This window comes from Microcoleus sp. bin38.metabat.b11b12b14.051, from assembly GCF_013299165.1.
Classification (GTDB): Bacteria; Cyanobacteriota; Cyanobacteriia; order Cyanobacteriales; family Microcoleaceae; genus Microcoleus.
This window is the reverse complement of record NZ_JAAFKD010000001.1, coordinates 180,334-199,770: the sequence shown is the minus strand read 5'-3', so window position 1 is coordinate 199,770 and position 19,437 is coordinate 180,334. Positions and strand designations below refer to the sequence as shown.

The 19,437-nt window shown below is 43.0% G+C and carries 13 protein-coding genes; 7 read left to right on the top strand and 6 right to left on the bottom strand.

From position 1 onward, the window contains the following. Window positions 1-178 precede the first annotated feature (178 nt). The 5 genes from QZW47_RS00850 to QZW47_RS00830 all read left to right on the top strand — a co-directional run bounded on the left by QZW47_RS00850 (window position 179) and on the right by QZW47_RS00830 (window position 7,406). Entirely contained in the window at window positions 179-1,195 is a 1,017-nt protein-coding gene (locus QZW47_RS00850) for a PRC-barrel domain-containing protein (protein WP_293122297.1), read from the top strand. Between the two features lie 104 nt (window positions 1,196-1,299). Beyond that, window positions 1,300-1,617 (top strand): DUF433 domain-containing protein, encoded by a 318-nt coding sequence (locus QZW47_RS00845; protein WP_293122294.1) that lies wholly within the window; start codon window positions 1,300-1,302, stop codon window positions 1,615-1,617. Beyond that, complete coding sequence (locus QZW47_RS00840) at window positions 1,614-2,636, top strand: SGNH/GDSL hydrolase family protein (RefSeq protein ID WP_293122291.1); 1,023 nt, start codon at window positions 1,614-1,616, stop codon at window positions 2,634-2,636. The genes QZW47_RS00845 and QZW47_RS00840 overlap by 4 nt, the downstream gene beginning before the upstream one ends. Before the next feature lie 510 nt (window positions 2,637-3,146). Then, window positions 3,147-5,444, top strand: coding sequence for a hypothetical protein (locus tag QZW47_RS00835; RefSeq protein ID WP_293122288.1), 2,298 nt, complete (start codon window positions 3,147-3,149; stop codon window positions 5,442-5,444). A 114-nt stretch (window positions 5,445-5,558) separates the two neighbouring features. After that, window positions 5,559-7,406 carry a DUF6798 domain-containing protein gene (locus QZW47_RS00830; RefSeq protein WP_293122285.1) on the top strand — a complete coding sequence of 616 codons (1,848 nt, stop codon included), beginning with the start codon at window positions 5,559-5,561 and terminating at the stop codon, window positions 7,404-7,406. Between the two features lie 257 nt (window positions 7,407-7,663). Here the strand turns inward: QZW47_RS00830 and QZW47_RS00825 are convergent, their stop codons facing one another. The 4 genes from QZW47_RS00825 to rfbC form a co-directional block, all read right to left on the bottom strand. After that, window positions 7,664-8,638 carry a glycosyltransferase family 2 protein gene (locus tag QZW47_RS00825; protein WP_293122281.1) on the bottom strand — a complete coding sequence of 325 codons (975 nt, stop codon included), beginning with the start codon at window positions 8,636-8,638 and terminating at the stop codon, window positions 7,664-7,666. A gap of 133 nt (window positions 8,639-8,771) precedes the next feature. Further along, window positions 8,772-10,601 (bottom strand): hypothetical protein, encoded by a 1,830-nt coding sequence (locus tag QZW47_RS00820; RefSeq protein ID WP_293122278.1) that lies wholly within the window; start codon window positions 10,599-10,601, stop codon window positions 8,772-8,774. 246 nt (window positions 10,602-10,847) lie between these two features. Further along, window positions 10,848-11,720 (bottom strand): dTDP-4-dehydrorhamnose reductase, encoded by an 873-nt coding sequence (gene rfbD, locus QZW47_RS00815; RefSeq protein WP_293122275.1) that lies wholly within the window; start codon window positions 11,718-11,720, stop codon window positions 10,848-10,850. 2 nt (window positions 11,721-11,722) lie between these two features. After that, the gene (gene rfbC / locus QZW47_RS00810; protein ID WP_293122272.1) at window positions 11,723-12,268 is read right to left on the bottom strand and encodes a dTDP-4-dehydrorhamnose 3,5-epimerase; all 546 of its coding nucleotides are present in this window, start codon (window positions 12,266-12,268) and stop codon (window positions 11,723-11,725) included. Window positions 12,269-12,317: 49 nt separating this feature from the next. On the opposite strand from rfbC, the gene QZW47_RS00805 reads away from it, so the two are divergent. After that, entirely contained in the window at window positions 12,318-12,986 is a 669-nt protein-coding gene (locus QZW47_RS00805; RefSeq protein WP_293122270.1) for a methyltransferase domain-containing protein, read from the top strand. 159 nt (window positions 12,987-13,145) lie between these two features. On the opposite strand, the gene QZW47_RS00800 is transcribed toward QZW47_RS00805, so the two are convergent. Then, on the bottom strand, window positions 13,146-13,694 hold the full coding sequence (locus QZW47_RS00800; RefSeq protein ID WP_293122267.1) for a Uma2 family endonuclease: 549 nt from the start codon (window positions 13,692-13,694) through the stop codon (window positions 13,146-13,148). Between the two features lie 167 nt (window positions 13,695-13,861). On the opposite strand from QZW47_RS00800, the gene QZW47_RS00795 reads away from it, so the two are divergent. After that, the gene (locus QZW47_RS00795; RefSeq protein ID WP_293123359.1) at window positions 13,862-14,464 is read left to right on the top strand and encodes a Uma2 family endonuclease; all 603 of its coding nucleotides are present in this window, start codon (window positions 13,862-13,864) and stop codon (window positions 14,462-14,464) included. 369 nt (window positions 14,465-14,833) lie between these two features. On the opposite strand, the gene QZW47_RS00790 is transcribed toward QZW47_RS00795, so the two are convergent. Then, window positions 14,834-19,312 carry an NACHT domain-containing protein gene (locus QZW47_RS00790; protein ID WP_293122264.1) on the bottom strand — a complete coding sequence of 1,493 codons (4,479 nt, stop codon included), beginning with the start codon at window positions 19,310-19,312 and terminating at the stop codon, window positions 14,834-14,836. Window positions 19,313-19,437 lie beyond the last annotated feature (125 nt).

Sequence of the window (19,437 nt, the reverse complement as noted above, 5' to 3'; positions counted from 1 at the left end):
AGACAAAAACGGATACAGTCCCACGTACTTAAATCGTCGAAAGATCGAAATTTTAGACCCTAGCTCAATCTCCCAGATTCAAAGCTACGAGTAAATCTAAAATCTAAAATCTAAAATCTAAAATCGATTGATGGTATTCAGTGATATATATACTTGATAAATCAGGATTAGAGTTAGAATGACATCCGAACAAATCTGCCAACGCTCCGATATTCTAGGCACTCAAGTCATCACCCGCGACAGAGGTAAGCGCTTGGGTGTAGTCAGTCAATTGTGGGTAGACATCGATCGGCGGGAAGTTGTGGCGATCGGTCTGCGTGATAATATATTCGCGGTCGCTGGAATGCCGAAGTTTATGTTCCTCAACAGTGTTAGCGAAATCGGCGACGTGCTGTTGGTGGAAGATGAAAGTGCGATCGAAGATGACGTTGATGTTGATGTCTACAGCATTTTGATTAACAGCGAAGTGATCACCGAAACCGGCGAACTTTTGGGGAGAGTGCGGGGCTTTCGGTTCGACCCGGAAGACGGTAAGTTAGTTTCAATCGTCATCGCTTCTTTGGGAATCCCCCAAATCCCAGACCAAGTTCTCAGTACCTACGAGTTGGGGATTGAGGAAGTTGTCAGCAGCGGCCCCAACCGCTTGATTGTGTTTGAAGGTTCCGAGGAAAGGCTGAGGCAGCTTAGCGTGGGTTTGCTGGAGCGCGTCGGTTTGGGCCAAGCACCTTGGGAAAGAGACGAGGACGAGCAAGGCTATTATCCGAAACCTGTGGCTACAGAATATCAATTGGGCCCGGGCGTGCGGATACCAGCACCAGAAATGCGTAGCAAGGTAGCGGCGCCTGTGGTGGAGGAAGTTCCTTGGGATGAGGATTCGCAGTGGAACCGGCCGCCTGTACGACAGCCACAGCAGATGCGGGTGATGCAGCCTGAGCCGATCGACGATTATGATGAGTATGAAGAGGATAATTGGGGCGGCGAGGACGATTACGAGGACGATTACGAAGAAGAGAAGCAGTACAGTCGCCCTGAAGTTTCTCGCCCGAAGGAATCGGTTGTTGAGTACGAGTACGAGGATGATGTGGAGGCGGATGCTTGGGCTGACGATGAAGCACCGAAACCTTACAAGGCTCCTCGGGTGAATATCCCTGAGAAGACTAAGACTCCTGAGTACGAGGAAGAGTCTGGTTATTAGGATTCATCTATGTAAGATACTGTTAAATAACCCGCTGTTGCGGGTTTTATTTTGGCGATCGCTCTCATAGATATAATAAAAGTGCGATCGATAAGGTAAAAACCGTGACTCTAACTGCAACCGAATACAAATATGTGGAATTAGACGAGAAGAACGTTCCTCTCATCGCCGGAACCACAATGAAAGTTGTTGAATTAGTACAAGCTCATCTCGCTTATGGCTGGAGCCCAGCCGAGTTGCACCTCAACCACCGCTATTTGACAATGAGCCAAATTCATTCTGCTTTTGCTTATTATTGGGATCACAAACAAGAGCTGGATGCAGATATGCAGCGCCGGTTCGAGTATGCCGAAAAGTTGCGCTTAGAAGCGGGCGAATCTGCTTTGGCTAAGAAACTGCGAGCCCAGAGACTAATCAAATGAAAAAAGGTAGAGCTAAGAATTTTGCTTTCAAATTAATAACTTATGTAATTTTCCCAATATTTATATCTGTCGGTAGTGCTGAAATTGTCTTGCGAGTTGCGGGATACAAACCCTGGCAAATCGAAAATGTGGATATTGCCGTAGAACCGAAAGGAAACTTTTTCACCAAAGAATCGGAACTCGGATACAAGCATTTACCAGGAAAATTCAAGGTAACGCTTAACGGCAATTACTCATTTAATGCAACTCACCTCAATAATAGTTTAAGAATAACACATCCGCTCAACACTTACAATCAATCATCGAAGAAACCAGAAGTTTGGATATTTGGCTGTTCTTTTACCTACGGTTGGTCATTGAATGACAGCGAAACTTATGCGTGGTTGCTGCAAGAAAAATTACCCAAGTATGAAGTAGTTAATTTGGGGGTTAACGGCTACGGCACACTGCACTCGTTTATTCAATTTAAAGAAGCACTCAAACAAGGAAATAAACCAAAAATAGCGGTGATTGCTTATGCGGGATTTCACGATAGGCGCAATACTTTGTTAAGGGCGAGAAGCAAGCAGATGGCTGCTTGGAATAAACTCGGCATCCTGTTTCAGCCAGATGCGAGGCTGAATGGAAAAAATAATTTTACCTACAGTATGACAAAACTGGAATATCACGAGTGGCCGCTGATGCGAGTTTCGGCATTGGTGAATTTTCTGGAGGTTAATTACAATCAATTTGAGGAGAGATTGTATAAAAGTCACGATGTTTCTAAGGCAATTATTGAAGAGTTTAATCGTGTGGCTGAGGCTAATAATGTTAAGTTGGTTGTGGCGGGAATCAATGCTGGTTCTGCTAAGATGTTGCAGGAATTGAGTCAGGATGGAATTGCTACGGTGGATATTTCGGTTGATTTGAAAATACCAGGAAATAATAATTTGCCTCACGATATTCATCCGAGTGCGGTGGCGAATCGGCAATATGCGGATAAGTTGGATGGTTTTTTGCAAGGTGCTGTTTTGAAGTAATACCATTTTTTTAAAGTTATGAAAAACTTTCATAAAAAGGTAAATAAAATAATTACAAAGCCCAATTGCCCTGTATCTCTATCAAATCTTTAAAAAATGGTATGATCATAACAAAAATGGTTCGTAGTGTGGACTTTAGTCCGCAATAAGACAATACGGTTGACTTAAGACTATTTCTGCCCCGGAGATCCCCCTAAATCCCCCTTAAGAAGGGGGACTTTGAGAGCTTTCTTGTTCCCCCTTTTTCAAGGGGGGTTAGGGGGGATCGTCCTTAAGTAAACAGTATTGCGGAATAAGAGCGGACTAAAGTCCACACTACGAACCTTATACCATTTTTTTAAAGTTATGATAGAGTTTTATGAAAAGGTCAAGGAGATAATTATAATGTCCAACGGTCGTTTATCTCTATTGCATCTTGAGAAAAATGGTATGAGTTAACGAACCGCGAAGGCGCTAAGGGCGCGAAGGAAGAAAGAGGAAGTTTAGGAGTTATTTAGGTTTGCTAAACTGATGAGATTATTTGATTTTAAGTTGCATCGCAAGTTTCTGATTGATGGATTTTTTATATTTCTGTTGGTGTTGGCGACTGTTGCGATCAGTTCAATTTACGTGTCTAGCGAACATACTTTTTATTGGTGGGATTATGCGGGCTACAACACCGCTACAGTTAATACGGCTAATTTATTTCGAGACTCGCCAAATCAAGCATGGCGGGAAGTTATACAGTCACTATCTAAGGAAAAAAACCTGTTAATCACGCTGCCGTTAGTGCCATTTATTCGGTTGTTTGGTGAGTCTCGGCTGAGTTATATTCTTAGTGTTTCGCTGATTTATGTGCTGCCGTTTCGCTTGTTGCTGGGGGCAATTTCTGCACAGCTAATTCCAGTTTATCCGCGCCGGGTGTTTTGGTCAACGGTGTTGCTGAGTTTGTTGGTTCCGATGAGTTGGATACCGACTCTGCGGGGATATTTGGATACTGGGGGCTGCGTGTTTGTAGCTTTGGCGATTTGGGTTTATTTGCAGGATGTCAATCTCAAGTCTTGGTGGAGAATACCGTTAATTGGGTTTTTCCTGGCTGTGGCGATTCTGTTGCGGAGGCATTTTGCTTATAGTGCGATCGCATTTTTGGGTGCGGCGACTTTACAGGCTATCATTGAGTTTATTATACAATATAACAATCCCAAGTCAGTGATAATTTGTGATGGGGACGGGCTAGAAGCCCATCCCACAATTTATTTAGGGTTGGGGGTTCAAAGTATTCAAAACAAAGTTGATTCGGGGCGGGATGGGCTAGCAGCCCACCCCACAAATCCTTTAGGATTGCTAGATAAATTTATTCACAACGAAGCTGGGAATAATTTGTTTGAATCTGGTATCAAGTTGGGTTTGATTGCTGCAACTAGCTTGATTGTTTTAATGTTGGTTGCTGGAGATTTTACTCGCAGCGCTTTGACGGTTGACTACGGCAATTTGTATGCGGCTTGGAGTTTGCCTGTTAGTGATATTTTAATTCGTTATGCGTCTTTTTACGGTTTGGGAACTTGGCTGCTGGTACTGATTGGTTTTTCGGCGGGGATTGTGACGCGAATATTGGTTCCTGGGGCGGCTGTTTTTTTGTCGTTGTTTGGGGTTTTGTCGCTAGTTGAGTGGCTGTTGGTGTTGCGTTACGGATACTTGCACTATACAATTCATGTTACACCGATCGCACTTTTGGGATTATCCACATTTTTCTGGACAACTTGGCTGACACTCCGGGGAAAAGTCCGCTATTTGATGCTGGGGGCGGCTGGTTTGTACTTGATTGTGAATCTCGCTGTCGGGTTGATTCCTGTTAAGGCTGATTTGTCAAGGTTGTTTGTGAGTAATTTTGGGCCGTTAGTGCGATCGGACTACGGCGAAGTTGTAAGATTAGTTGGGTTTCTGCGAAAGCTAGCACAGAATCAGGAACCGATTTATGTTGTCGGTGCTTCTAACAGTTTTAATGCTAATATACTCAGGCAAGCCAACCGCAAAGTTGACCCGCCGGAGGATTGGTGGAAATTAAATACTATCGGGAGGCCGCAAATTGACTCCCGCGATACTTACCCGCTACCGGAGTTGTTACAGGCGCAATATGCGGCGGTTGCTACACCTTTTCAGCAGGTGTTACCGGGTGACGAGCAAGTTTTGCGATCGCACGAGCAAGATGTTGTTAAAGTTGTGTACGATGCTTTTACCCAAAACTGGGAGATTTCCCGAGATTTCGAGTTGCTACCTCAACAGTTTAAGCTGGAAAACAACGTGACTGTCAGCGTTTATCAAAGAGTACGGCCGACTTCTATACCGACAGCGGTTAGGACTTTGGAGAAGATGCAGCGGCAAATAGTCGATCGACCTGGTACGCAGTTAGATTGGATTAGTTTGGAGCAGTCTGTCTACACAAGTGCCAATTATTCAGTCAGTCGCAAATCGGGTAACTTATATAAAATTGTAACTCATCCCATTAAAAACGGCAAAGAGCTCGATCGATATTTTTTGTATTTGGGGGCGATTTCAGACAAAGTACAAGTTACCGGAAAACTCGCTTCTGCTGACCAACAATGTCCAGGAGTCGCCCTACGCTTGACTTTGTGGGACAAACAAGGTAAGTTGATAGACTCTGCGACAATGACGGATGCTGGAAAAAGTGCGATCGACTTAAATCTATCGGTTGGTGGTAAAAATCCCATATATTTGCTGCTTGAGGTATTGAGTAGCGGCAAACAGAATTTAACAAACCAATGTAAGCTAGAAATTAATAATCTATCCGTACACAACAATCCTAAATAATATCATCTTGGTTCGTAGTGAGGACTTTAGTCCTTCTTCCTTCATCAATAAAAAACTAGCATTCCTCGCTACGAACCCAATTACTTATGTGTACCCGAACAAGTTTAGCCATCAATGCAGAAACATCAAAAATCAAACAGGTATTTTAAGATATCTCTCTATACCTTCATCATCATCGGTTCCCTGATAGCAACAGGCTACATTTTCCCAATTGGCGGGAATTTCCCAGAAGTGCCGCCGATTCAATTCATGCTAAATCCTGAACTCTACAAAAACGACTATTACGTTCAGGAAATGGTGAAATTTAATCCAAGATACTACTATTACTATATCATCTATATTCTGGCAAACCTCGGAACAAGCATTCCCCTAGCGCATTTTATTTATCAATTCCTAGCCTTCGGTTCATTTATCCTAGCTTGCTATGCAATTATCAATATTTATACTAATTCCAAACTGTCCGCAGCAGCGATGGCTTTTTTATGTATAGCCGCTTCATTTACAGATATTGGTAACACGCTGATATTTTCCACAAAATCAGTACCCAGTACCTTCGCGATGGCCTTCGCAATCTGGGGGATTTATTTTAGTTTGCGCCAGAAATGGCTGAGGGGATATTTCTGTTTTGGGCTAGCTTGTCTGCTGCAATTGTTAGTAGGCTTGTTGCCGGGATTGATGATGCTTCCCGTTTTAGTGCTACAATCTGTAAGAGAGCGGCAGTTCAAAAAGTTGATTTGGGCGATCGTACTTTTAGCAGCAATGGCAAGTATAGTATATGTACCCATGTTATTGACAGGTACTACGAGCACTCAGGCTATCGACAATGCCGAGTTTGTCTTCATTCACGCCAAAGTTCGCAACCCCCACCACATTCTCCCCTCAAATTGGCCTGTCGGAAATTGGTTGAACTTTATCTGTTTCATCATTGGCGGTTTGCTGTACATTAAAAATACAAACTTACTGCCAAAATTAGACAAAGTTAATTTTTACATAATTGTTAGCACATCAATTGTTGCACTGCTGCTAAACTACATATTCGTCGAAGTTTACCCGCTGGCGTTTATTGCCAAACTACAACTAGCTAGAACCGTACCATTTACTCAATTAATTATATTTATCACTGTTTGTCTCAGCCTAGATGAGATTGACAAACAAAAACAAATACCTGTTACTTTGCTGGTTCTATCTCTTCTAACTTTGCCTTTTCGAGGTATCATTTTCTTAGGATTAGCCGTTTGGCAAATTAAAAATTATCCATTTCCCAAACGATACAATATTTGGTTATGGATTTTGGCAGCAGGAACGGTAATTTTTAGCATAACCTATCCGCTGACTGATTCCTGGGAAATAATCAGCGATAGAATCATGGGTATCCCAGTCTTTTTTTCAATTCTCGCATTTCCATTTATCCTACAACAGACATCATTTGCGACATCTATCAAACAAATTTTTACTCATATATTAGCTTTGCTAACTACTGCTACCTTAGTTTGCGGAGTTGCAGGAATTCTACCCAAACCTATATTAAACGTATTTCAAACAAGAGTCAATATCAATGCCGTTCCGAGAGACGAATTAAGCCTCTTAGCCGTGCGATTTTCGCAAACTAGCAGCCGCGACGCCCTGGTATTAATTCCACCATCAGTTACCAGCTTCCAGTTTTTCTCAAAAAGGGCGATTGTAGTCAATTTTAAGAACTTTCCTTTTACCGAAAAAGGCATCAAAGAGTGGAAAAACCGCATGGAAGCTATTTTAGGAGTTCCATTGAACTCGCAAATGATTTGGGGAGGAAGCGACTTATTCAGCCAGCGTAGCAGTGCAGATTTAGTCAAAGTCGCCCGAAACTATAAAGCCGATTATATCCTGACACGCAGCGATTGGCATCCAAACATTGACGGAGAAATAGTAGATAAACAAGGCAAATGGATAATCTTTAAAATCACCAATAAAACAGGTTCGTAGTGAGGACTTCAGTCCTTCTTAAAAATTAGGTTCGTAGTGAGGACTTCAGTCCTTCTTAAAAATGAGGTTCGTAGTGAGAACTTCAGTCCTTCTTAAAAATGAGGTTCGTAGTGAGGACTTCAGTCCTTCTTAAAAATGAGGTTCGTAGTGAGGACTTCAGTCCTTCTTAAAAATGAGGTTCGTAGTGAGGACTTCAGTCCTTCTTAAAAACCAGAGGACTAAAGTCCTTACTACAAACATCAATGATATATCTGCCGTTAAATATCAAAACCAGAATCATCAATAATTTCACAAATCTGCTTATCCACATAATCAGCAGCCACATTCCGCGCAATCAACTCAGCCAAAATCCCCAAAGAAATCAACTGTACCGACAGAATTGTACACAAAATTCCGAAAAATAACAACGGTCGATTCCCAATCGGCCCAAAGTGCATCCCCGCTAAATTCAGAAACCAAATCACAATCAAATAACTCAGTGAAAGAGTTCCCACCAAACCAAAACACAACCCCAATCCGCCAAACAAATGACCTGGTTTGTGCAAATACTGCGTAGTCGCCAACACCGTCAACAAATCAATAAATCCCCGCGCGTAGCGTTCCCAACCATAATTTGATTTACCATGTTTTCGCGGATGGTGTTCGACAACTACTTCGCCAATTTTAAACCCTAAATTGTTCGCTAAGGCCGGAATATAACGGTGCAATTCGCCGTACAATTTAATCGATTGCAAAACTTCCCGACGGTAAGCCTTAAAACCACAATTCATATCGTGCATTTTTACCCCTGTCAACAAACACGCAACAGCATTAAACAGGCGCGAAGGTAAGGTTTTAGAAACGGGGTCATTCCGTTGTTTGCGCCAACCGGAGACTAAATCAAATCCTAATTCTAAATGATCTAAAAATTTGGGAATTTCGGCTGGGTCGTCTTGTAAATCGGCATCAAGGGTAAATATAATTCTCCCGGCCGCATTGCGAAATCCCGCGGAAAGTGCGGAGGATTTGCCAAAATTGCGGCGCATTTTAATCGCTTTAATTCGTTGCGGAAATTGACTTGCTAAATCGGTAATTTCTCGCCAAGAATCATCGCGGCTACCATCGTCTATGAAAATCACTTCGTAACTTGCGATTCCTCTTTTCGACATGACGACGCTAATTTTTTCAAACAGTAATTTCAGGGTTGCTTCTTCATTGTGAACGGGAATTACGAAGCTGAGGTCTTTTTGCATAGCTAATTTTTTAATTGTTATTAATAACTCAATACGCTTGGGTTAAGACTGCTTATGCCCCGGAGATCCCCCTAAATCCCCCTTAAGAAGGGGGACTTTGAGTATTCTCTTGTTCCCCCCTTTTTAAGGGGGGCTAGGGGGGATCAGTCTTAACCCAACCGTCTTGATTGATTGTTTGGGAATTTCGTAAAGCTACCCAACTTTCGCGGTTGGTAAATGAAGCGTAAGCTGTCAATAGTTTATCGGTTGGCGATGTTTGAATGTATCCTCTCCAAGCTGCGGATTTGTAGGAATCGCCAAACAAGTTAACTAAGTCGGGGCGCGGAAATCCTGACATGGCGAAACCTCGAACTACATTTTCTTGGTTGAGAATGACAATACATTTTACATGATTTTCGGGGTCTCCTACCCAACCAATTACTCGGGCGGCTTTTGGTGCGAGTTTGGTAACAGTATCAAAATATCCTGGTACTCCATCTTTGGGGGCCCAGAGTAAATTTGGATCAATTTTTGTATCTAATGCTGCACAAAAGTTGTGTTTTTTGATGTCTCGATTGAATGGTACTAAGTTGTTAGTTTTTAAGGCGTCGATTAATCCGACAAAGGCGGCGGGTTTGTTCCCGACTCTTTCTTTAATTAGGGTGATGTCGGTGATACCTAATTGCAAGGAAAGTCCTACTAACGGTTGATAGGTTGCTCTACGGGCGATCGCCCTTGCAGTTTCGCCACCCACCCCGTACATTAAAATGACGGCGACTGTCACGACTGCAAACAGCGGTGTCAGCCAGCGTCCTTGAATTCTCGGTATCGGTTGCAACTCCCGCACAGCAAGCACTATGAGGATAATTGTACTCATCCAAAACAAGGCTGGGAGTGTGGCGTAGCGGGAAGCGGTGGCCTGTTCGACTCCAAATCCCGATCGACTAACTGCGGCCATTAACGCCGTTTGCAGGGTGTACAATTGGATGGACAGCCAAGGCAGCCAATTTGGGCGATTTCCTACAGGATAGCCAAGCTGCACAGCCTTTTTTGCCAATAGCCAATAACCGACAAAACCCGTCACAGCAATCAAGCCAATTATACCAATAGTTGACGCAATAATAATATTTTCGCTAAAAATCCCACCGAGATAAATCGGAATATATTCGAGAGTTTTCAGCGGATTAATTTTAGTTAAAGAAGGATGATTGGACGGAGTTTTATAAGTTAAAAAATACAGACCAATCACCGCAATCGAAGCAGCAAAATACAAATAAGTTATCCGCCGAGGAAACCGCAGGACAATCGCCGCCCCACATAAAATCGGCCACAAACCCAAAGGAGTGCTGTAACTAATGCAGCCTAAAATGCCAAAAACAATACTACCAATTACCCAACCATTCCGTAGGGGCGGTGCCCCCGTGCCCGCCCCCAGTTGGGAATCAATATCTAGAGGCTCAGCCTCTCTCTTATTTAACAAAATTGTCACATAGGATTGCAAACAAAATATCGAACAAATCACAAATAAATTAGCAATTATCCAGTGAACGCCACTGAATCCCCGCATCCAGTTGTGCGCCGCCGCCGGAGTAAAATTGAAAATAGAAATACAAATAATAACTGAGATAAATTGTAGCGGAAAACGTCTCAGATTCAACGGCAGCAAAGCAATTAATACGTAGCATTGAATCAAAGCCAAAAACCAAGCAGTCAAACACAAACCAATATTTGAACCTTGGGTAACAATGATATTCAAGGCATAGATAATCGCCGGAATAAACACAAAATGCTCGTTAGCCCGAAATATCCAATTAAAAGGATTTGTAGCAAAACCATCTACTGAATAAAAATTCCACGTCATCCACCAATAATCAAAATTAGACAAGTCTCCCGCTTGGGATATCAAGTACAAAATATATGATGCTGGTATCAGAATTCCGAACACCGATGCTGCAATTAAAATAGATTGTTGCTTGACTTTCATGTATTCCGGGGGATATTTTTAATCTATCGGGCTGGTTTTGCTCAATACGGTTTAGTTAAGCCCGATCCCCCCTAACCCCCCTTAAGAAAGGGGGGAACAAGAAAGCTTTCAAAGTCCCCCTTCTTAAGGGGCATTTAGGGGGATCTCCGGGGAATAAACAGCACCCCAAAGGTACAAACTAAACACAGTAAAGCACATAACAGACAATATCTCGAACAAAACCCGCCCTCATATTTCCTCAATTTTTCATTTCAATTCTCTCACCAGCATTTGTCTGAGCCCTTGCCGCCAGTGGGGAGGATAGCTTCCCAGAAGTCCTGATATTTTTGTGGTTGAGAGGACAGAAAAAGCGGGACGTTTTGCGGGTGTGGGATATTCGGCGGTGGTGATGGGAATTACGCGCTGGATTTTGAGGGGAAAGCCGAGTTTCTCTGCTTCTTCAAAAATGGCGATCGCAAAATCGTACCAACTACAAACACCGCTGTTAGTATACTGGTAAGTCCCAAAACTTTCTAGCCCAAGCACAGGGATGATTTGGGCAGTTGCAGCACCTAAATCTGCCGTCCAAGTTGGACTTCCGATTTGATCTGCTACTACTCGAATTTCTTCCCTTTCCTTTCCCAACCTCAGCATGGTTTTGACAAAGTTGCCTTTTCCGCCGTTACCGTAAACCCAGGCGGTTCTAATAATAATATGTCGGTTTCCCGCTTTTCTAATTGCTTCCTCCCCAGCTAACTTGGATTTGCCGTAAGTTCCCAAGGGATTTGTAGCATCTGTTTCGAGATAAGCCGAACCGCTGCTACCGTCAAATACGTAATCAGTGGAAAAGTGGATTAAACTTGCGCCCAGTTTGTCGCATTCTTGTGCGAGAATTCCCGGTGCGATACCATTGACTGCGTGCGCTAAGTCTGCTTCGTTTTCAGCTTTGTCCACCGCAGTGTAAGCGCCGGCATTCACGACTACATCCGGTTTAATGTCAGCCATTGCTTGACGGATGGTTTCGGGTTGGGATAAATCTACGGAAGTGCGATCGACTGCAATGACCTCTCCCACAGATAATAAGATGGGCTGCAATTCTTGAGCTAGCTGTCCGCTGCCGCCTGCGAGTAAAATTTTCATTATTAAAACACTTGAGCTCTTTTCAACGTTTGTCCAGCTTTGTCTTTAGGTGATAAAATTGGATCGGCACCATCTAGCGGCCAGGCGATCGCCAAATCAGGATCATTCCATACAATACACCGCTCGTGTCCCGGTGCATAGTAGTCTGTAGTTTTGTACAAAACCTCAGCAATGTCTGATACTACTAAAAAACCGTGAGCAAATCCCGCCGGTACCCAGAGTTGCTGCTTATTTTCTGCACTCAGAAAACAGCCCACCCACTGTCCGAAAGTCGGCGAATTTTTTCTAATATCCACCGCCACATCATATATTTCCCCTGCAACAACCCGCAGCAATTTACCTTGAGGCTGCTGCATTTGGTAGTGCAAACCGCGCAGCACATTTTTAGAAGACTTGGAATGATTGTCTTGCACAAATTCTGCCGTCACGCCCGTTTTTTCTACAAAAGCTTGGTGATTAAAACTCTCAAAAAAGAAACCGCGATCGTCTCCAAAAATTTTTGGCTCAATAATCAGAACGTCCGGTATTTCAGTAGATATAACATTCATAGTTGGCTGTGACAGTGATAAACTCATACTTAGTCTATGCTATCTTACTATGAAAACTGACACATATCTCAAAAAATTGTATGCCAACCGCTTTGATTCCCGACAAATGCAAGCCAAGGTGGCACTCTGGAAAGTTTTGATTGACGAATTTTTACAAAATTATGTTCCTTCAAAATCAGCGATTTTAGATATTGGCGGGGGCTACTGCGAGTTTATCAATCACATTCGGGCGGGAGAAAAATGTTTAATTGACCTCAATCCCGATTCTAAGTTATTTGCTAATACTGATGTGAAAGTGCTGAATATAGATGTGCTTAATTTAGACAATAATACTGCTTTCAATAAAAAGTTCGATCGCATTTTCATCTCTAACTTTTTTGAACACCTCCGCAACAAAGAGGAACTTGTCGAAATTATCTCGTTTTGCTTTGATGCGCTGAAGCCTAGCGGCTCACTTTTGGTAATTCAGCCTAATTTCAAATACTCTTACAAGGAATACTACGATTTTATCGACCATCAATTACCCATTACGCACTTATCTCTACAAGAGCTTTTACAAACTGTGGGATTTAAAATTGATGTCATGATACCGAGGTTTTTGCCGTTTTCGACGAAAGGGCGGCCGGCCTCGCCTTTGTTGTTAAAGGTTTATTTGAAATTGCCTTTTTTGTGGCGGTTTTTGGGCGGGCAAATGTTTGTTAAAGCATCGAAGTTATAAGTTAGAAACGATGTTCGAGTCGGCGGTTGAAACCGCAACTATACAAACAAAGTCCGCCTGCGCGGACTGAATAAGAAAGATAAACCTTTAAGAGTCGGCGGTTGAAACCGATCCTACACAAACGAAGTCCGGATGGTGCGCGGACTGGAATAAAATAGCTCATTTTAATAATTCATCGACGGGAATGCTAAAACCAGGCAAAACAATTTGACTGCTAACAACTTCCCCAGCAATAAAGATGATTCTGAATTGTTTTGTGACTACAACAATCCATTGGCTTTCTGGATATACCAGCCAAACTTCCTCACTTCCCGATTCTAAATATTCCGTAGCTTTAGCGATTACATCTTCAGCCAAATCAGTTGGTAAAACAATTTCAGCACATAAAGGAAAGCTTTGCGGCAGCACTTTGAGATTGCCAAATTGTGCGGCTAATTCCGAGGGAAGGTAAGCAACATCAGGATAGCGTCCCTGCTGGTTTGTCCGACAGGGAACATCCGTATAAACCTCTCCTCCCTGTCCGCTAGAGTCTTTGTAGTTTCTCCAAGAAAAGTAAAGGTTTCCTTGTACCTTGCTATGCTTGAGAGTCATACCATTTTTCTCCAATAATTCGCCATCAACCCACTCTTGAAGATCCGGTGGATTTTCCATCCATGCTTCTAGAGAGTAGGTTTTTGAGGCCGGGGCGACAACTGTAGAAGTTAGCATTTTTTCGGTTCTCCGTGTCGAACTTTTTTCTATGATATCAGATACGATCGCCCTTTATGCCTGTCACATCCAAGTGTTATCATAAAAACAACGAAGCATCAAGCATTTCAGGCTTTGGGCTATGAAGGTAAAGCTGCTATAAAAGGATCAGTTTGAGGACAAAAATGATGACACAAACTAAATCATCCGCCGCCCTTGCAGTCAATATTCCGCCAACACTAACACTCATCGTTACCCGCGAACAGTTCGTCGAATTGGCGATCGCAAATCGGGATGTACAATTAGAATGGACAGCCACAGGAGAATTAATCCTAAACCCGCCCACCGGAGGCGAGATAGGAAAAATTAACTCCGATATCAGCGGACAAATCTGGTTGTGGAACCGCCAGACTCAACTCGGTGTAGCATTTAGTTCTTCAACTGGTTTTACGCTACCAAATAGGGCTATTCGCTCTCCTGATGTGTCTTGGGTGTGTCAACCAAGGTGGGATGCACTCACCTCAGAACAAAGAGCAGGTTTTGCTCCTCTTGCGCCTGATTTCGTGGTGGAACTTTGTTCTGAAACTGATAGAATGAAGCCGCTGCGAGATAAAATGAAAGAATACATGGAAAACCAGGTGCGTTTAGGTTGGTTGATCGATCGCAAAAACCGCAAGGTGGAGATTTACAGGCTAAATCAGGAAGTCGAAGTGCTGGATAATCCTGCAACTTTGTCAGGTGAAGATGTTTTGCCAGGGTTTATCTTGGATTTGAGGGAAGTTTGGGCGTAAAGTGCGATCGGCCGCAATATTTTTGCGGATATAGTTTATTCGATATCTCCCATTCTATCGTATATAATAAACCAAATTTGTAGGGGCGGGTTCGCCAACCATATCTGATAAAAATGAATAATTTCATAAACCCGCCCCCACCCAACAGACAATCAAAATGTACCATAAATTTATTGGTAAAATGTTGATATAAATAATCACGGGGATGCGGTGGGTTTATGAGATTATTTGTAGGTTTCATAGATGGTTTGTGAACCTGCCCCTACCCAAATAAGGAAGAAACTTAGGCAGAAACCGGGTTTTTTCGACAATATACGCCGCAGTCTTAAATCTGTGAAAAACCCGGTTTCTTTAGTATCTATCACATCTCTACAAATCGGTGTCGCACACCGCCCCTAAACCTTTAAGCGTAGCCTTCTCAGCATCCGTCAAACCCGTAACACCCGTGATATTCATAGCCTCATAAGGTCTTTCGCCTATCAGCGTTTTGAGGCACTCACCAGTCTTGACATCCCAAATCTTAATTGTCTCATCGCTACTGCAACTAGCAAGTATTTTACTATCTGGACTGAAGGAAACAGATCGTGCCGAATTAGTATGACCTTGCAAGATTTTCAAACATTCACCTGTGCGAACATCCAATAATCTTACGGTTTGGTCATAACTAGCACTGGCAATAGTTTTACCATCAGGACTGAAGGCAACTGAATTTAAGTAATATGTATGACCTTGCAAAGTTTTCAACAATGTATTTTTGGTGATGTCCCACAGTTTTATCTTACAATCAGAGCTACTGCTGATAAGCGTCTTTCCGTCTGGACTGAAAGCAATTGCACGCACAAAATCTAGATCAGTATAAAAAGTTTGTAAACATTCACCTGTATAAATATTCCATAGCTTTACAGTCTTGTCATCACTGCCACTAGCAATGGTCGTACCGTCGGGACTAATTGCTACTGACCATATCCAGTCTGCGTGTCCTTCTAAGGTTTTTAAACATTCTCCAGTGTGAGTATCCCATAGTTTGATAGTTGGATCGGCACTGCCACTAGCAATTGTTTTACCATCAGGTGCGAACGCGACAGAACTTACCCCACAGTGATGTCCTTGTAAAGTTTGGAGACATTTTCCTGTCTTAATATCCCATAGCTTAACTGTTTTGTCATAACTACCACTGGCTACAATTTTACCGTCGGCACTAATTGCCACTTCATTTACTCGACTGGTATGTTCTCTTAACGTTTTTATACATTCCCCAGTACGCATATCCCATACTTTTACTGTCTGGTCTTCATTGCCACTAGCTAAAATTTGACCGTCAGCACTAATTTTTACTGAACGTACAGCACTAATATAGCCCTGCCAAACTCTCAAACATTCCCCAGTGTTAATATTCCACAATCTGGCTGTTTGGTCATCGCTACCACTGACTAAAGTTGTACTTTCAGGATTAATGGCTACTCCTCGTACCCAGTCAGTATGTCCTAGTAAGGTTTTCAAGCACTCCCCAGTATGAATATCCCATACTTTAACTGTTAGGTCATCACTACTCGTAACAATGATTTTACTGTCACGACTAACCGCAATCGATCTTATCCTCCCAGTGTGTGCTTGTAAGGTTTTAAAACATTGTCCAGTTTGCATATCCCATAATTTCACTGTTCGATCGAGACTGCCACTAGCTAGGATTGTACTCTCATGATTGATTGCTACTGATTGTACTGAATCTGTATGCCCTTCCAAAGTTTTGAGGCATTCTCCTGTGCTGATATCCCATAGTTTCATAGTTGTATCGTCGCTACAACTCAGTATGATCTTACTGTCACCACTAATGACAACCTCCCGTACCCAGCCAGTATGTCCAAGTAAAGTTTTTAAGCATTTGCCAGTACGAATATCCCATAGCTTTACCGTCTGATCTGCACTAGCACTGGCTAGTATTGTACCCTCATAATTGATTGCTACTGAATATACTCGCTTGGTATGACCTTGTAAAGTTTTGAGGCATTCTCCTGTACGGATATCCCATATTTTCACTGTTTGATCGTAGCTACCACTAGCCAAGATTGTACAGTCTGAATTGAAGACTACTGACCGCACCCAATCTGTATGTCCTTTACAAGTCAAAATTTGCTTACCATCTTTAACTTGCCACAATCTAATTTCACAACTAGCATCACCTGTCGCAAATAGTTTTCCATCTAAACTAAATGCTACTGTAAAGACCGAGCCGAAAGCTTTGATAAAAGCAGAATCACTCAAATTCGCCTCAGTAAAATTGACACGCCGCAAACTAGCATCTGAAAAATCAGCACCTTTAATTACAGCCCGCGATAAATCTCTCCCTTCTAAAGCAGCGCTATCAACCTTCACCAATACCGTCGCCACATTCCCCCCGATATAACCAATTTCTGCCTCAGTTTTACCTTTAGTAGCTTCCAAAATTTCCAATAAGCGAGACTTGACCTCATCAACAAACTCATTTTTTGAAAGCATCGGCACTAGCAAATCTATCACCGCTTTCGTCAAAAGTTCCCGCCCAAAACTGTTGCGAATCCGCGCTAAAGTTTCACCAACAAAACCCTTCAAAGCCGGAATCGGCACAACTTCACCTACATTGTCCACCTGACGGCTAAAATACCCAGACCAAGTATAATCCACCGAATCAACAGAACTATCCAAATACAATTGTGCCTGAGACAACTCCGTAAAATCAGCAGGCAAAACTCCCAACTCAGCCGCCAACTTATACGCTACAAAAAACTCCAAAAGTGAGCGATGAGCCGGAGAATAATCGCCCTCAGCATTGCGAATCAGCATCGTTTGACCCATCATATCGTAATGCCAGTGGTCTAAATTCTTTTCCTCTTGAACCACAGCACCGAACAAGCGGCGAATCCTGTCGGGAAACAGCCTATAATTCAAACTCATCTGGTCATTTGAGAGCATTTCCCAGGAGAGTTCGCACAGGAAAAATAGTTTATCTGCCAGCGATGTAAATGTCCTTTCAGCCTTAATATCCCGCTCCATTTTCCGGCGCACCGCATACAGATATACCCGCGACATATCCACAGGTTTACCAGCTTGAATATCCGGCAATGCTTCTAATATCAATTCCGCCATCACCGGTCTGCACGCCAAATCCAATAACTGCGGATTGTTCATCACCTGTGTCACAGTTTTGGCATCGGCTTCGTGAGACAATACCTGACGGATTTGGTCGTCGTTAAATGCTGCTAATTCCAACACTTCAAACTGCGGCGTTTCTCCGCTGAGATTGGCAGTCGAGGCTTTTAATTCCGCATTCAATAAAGCGCGTCCTTCCTTGGCTTCGGGAAAGTGTTCTGTGCGACAGGTTAAGATGACTTTCGCACCGGGAGCAATCACTTTTGCTAGTTCCCAGAAGTTATTAATCATTTGTTGCCGATCGCACTTCGCGGCCATTTCATCAAATCCGTCAAAAATCAACAGCAACTTACCCATCCGATTCAGTTGATCAAACACCTCACTATTCAGCCGAATATTGTGCTGAGTAAAAAAGAAACCCGCCAAAACATTCTCCACGTTGAGCGCCTTCGCATAGTCGCGCAAAGTGATAATTAAAGGCAACCGAGGCCGTTGAGTTCCTTTGTCCTTAGCCTGTTGATATGCCTGCAAAGCCGTCCAAGCGTAGTGAAAAGCAAACCAAGTTTTCCCCGTCCCGAATTCGCCCAAAACAGAAATATGTTCCTTCGCCGGATCGTCCATCCACAAATCGATATAACCATCAATCCAGCCATCCTCTTCGCCGTAATAACTCGCATCAATTTGTCGCTTGTTAACCGAATCTAACTCAGCTTTCGTACAACCCAGAGGCACGTATTTGCCATCGATTTTGCGGCGCTTAACTTCATTTTCCAACCATTCGATATAACTGCTAAAATCAGCATCAACATCAATCAGTTCGTCAAAGGTATAACAATCGAGATGCCGATTTTCCGGCTGGTCAACTTTCTTTCGCGCTGCTTTGGAAATCCGCCGCGCCGTCACCAGCCAACCTTCATCGGTTTTTTGCGCTGCTACCGACTCTCCCAGGGCCTCAACATCTTGAATTTGCGCTTCTCCGGCGATGCCGCGAATCAAAATGCGATCGAATCTGCCCCGCCTCACCGGAATTTGAATAATCCATTCAAAATAGTTATCTTCCCAAACTTGATACGGCTCAAAATCGTAGCCCAATATTTCAAACCAGCCGCGCATTTGCTGCGCCAAAGCAAACCCTTGGGATTTTCCAGCAGTTTCATTTCCTGCTGGTAAAGCCGGATTATTTTCAACTGCCAATCGCGCCATTTCGGTGCGAATTCCTTCTAAAGTTGGGAGTCGATCGAGTCTTTCTTGAACTGCTATAATTTGTTTGTGTACTGAATTAATCTGATTGCTAACTAAAATTTCTTTGGGATTGCGGGTGTTCTTGGTGACAGCGATAAAAACTGCTGAAAAAGCAGCAAACTCGCGCCGAATGTCAATCCCTAAATCTTTAATTTCATCTCCCAAAGCGTAGGCATCGAGAAATTTTTCGCCTCCTTCGATTAAAATAGCCGGAGAATTGCGATCGAATGCTTCGCGAAAAGCTTGTTTAATTTCTTTTTGCCGGAACAGTTCTAATATTGGCTTAGGTTTACCGACGCCGTATTCTACTAATGTGTAAGCGTAAACGCTGCTGAAGTCTGGTAGCGGATGTTCGGGGTTGAGGTTAAATTTTTTGAGTAATTTGATGACCGTTTCGTTGCGATCGAGTTTATCTTTAATTAAAGGCTGGGCGATACTGGTAATGGCGCTGATAATTGCATCGATATTTGGTATAATCATGCTGGGATTTTGAGGTAGTTGGTGGGAGAAGCAAGAGATGAGACGGCGGTTGAAACCGCACCTACACAAACAAATTCCGCCTCCGCGGAATGAAGAAAATAAGATAATTTCAACTGTCCGGTCTT

Bases quoted from the DNA above. Each gene is read 5' to 3' on its own strand.
- QZW47_RS00850 (WP_293122297.1), top strand. From the start codon at position 179: ATGACATCCGAACAAATCTGCCAACGCTCCGATATTCTAGGCACTCAA.
- QZW47_RS00840 (WP_293122291.1), top strand. From the start codon at position 1,614: ATGAAAAAAGGTAGAGCTAAGAATTTTGCTTTCAAATTAATAACTTAT.
- QZW47_RS00835 (WP_293122288.1), top strand. From the start codon at position 3,147: ATGAGATTATTTGATTTTAAGTTGCATCGCAAGTTTCTGATTGATGGA.
- QZW47_RS00830 (WP_293122285.1), top strand. From the start codon at position 5,559: ATGCAGAAACATCAAAAATCAAACAGGTATTTTAAGATATCTCTCTAT.
- QZW47_RS00825 (WP_293122281.1), bottom strand. From the start codon at position 8,638: ATGCAAAAAGACCTCAGCTTCGTAATTCCCGTTCACAATGAAGAAGCA.
- QZW47_RS00820 (WP_293122278.1), bottom strand. From the start codon at position 10,601: ATGAAAGTCAAGCAACAATCTATTTTAATTGCAGCATCGGTGTTCGGA.
- rfbD (WP_293122275.1), bottom strand. From the start codon at position 11,720: ATGAAAATTTTACTCGCAGGCGGCAGCGGACAGCTAGCTCAAGAATTG.
- rfbC (WP_293122272.1), bottom strand. From the start codon at position 12,268: ATGAATGTTATATCTACTGAAATACCGGACGTTCTGATTATTGAGCCA.
- QZW47_RS00805 (WP_293122270.1), top strand. From the start codon at position 12,318: ATGAAAACTGACACATATCTCAAAAAATTGTATGCCAACCGCTTTGAT.
- QZW47_RS00800 (WP_293122267.1), bottom strand. From the start codon at position 13,694: ATGCTAACTTCTACAGTTGTCGCCCCGGCCTCAAAAACCTACTCTCTA.
- QZW47_RS00795 (WP_293123359.1), top strand. From the start codon at position 13,862: ATGACACAAACTAAATCATCCGCCGCCCTTGCAGTCAATATTCCGCCA.
- QZW47_RS00790 (WP_293122264.1), bottom strand. From the start codon at position 19,312: ATGATTATACCAAATATCGATGCAATTATCAGCGCCATTACCAGTATC.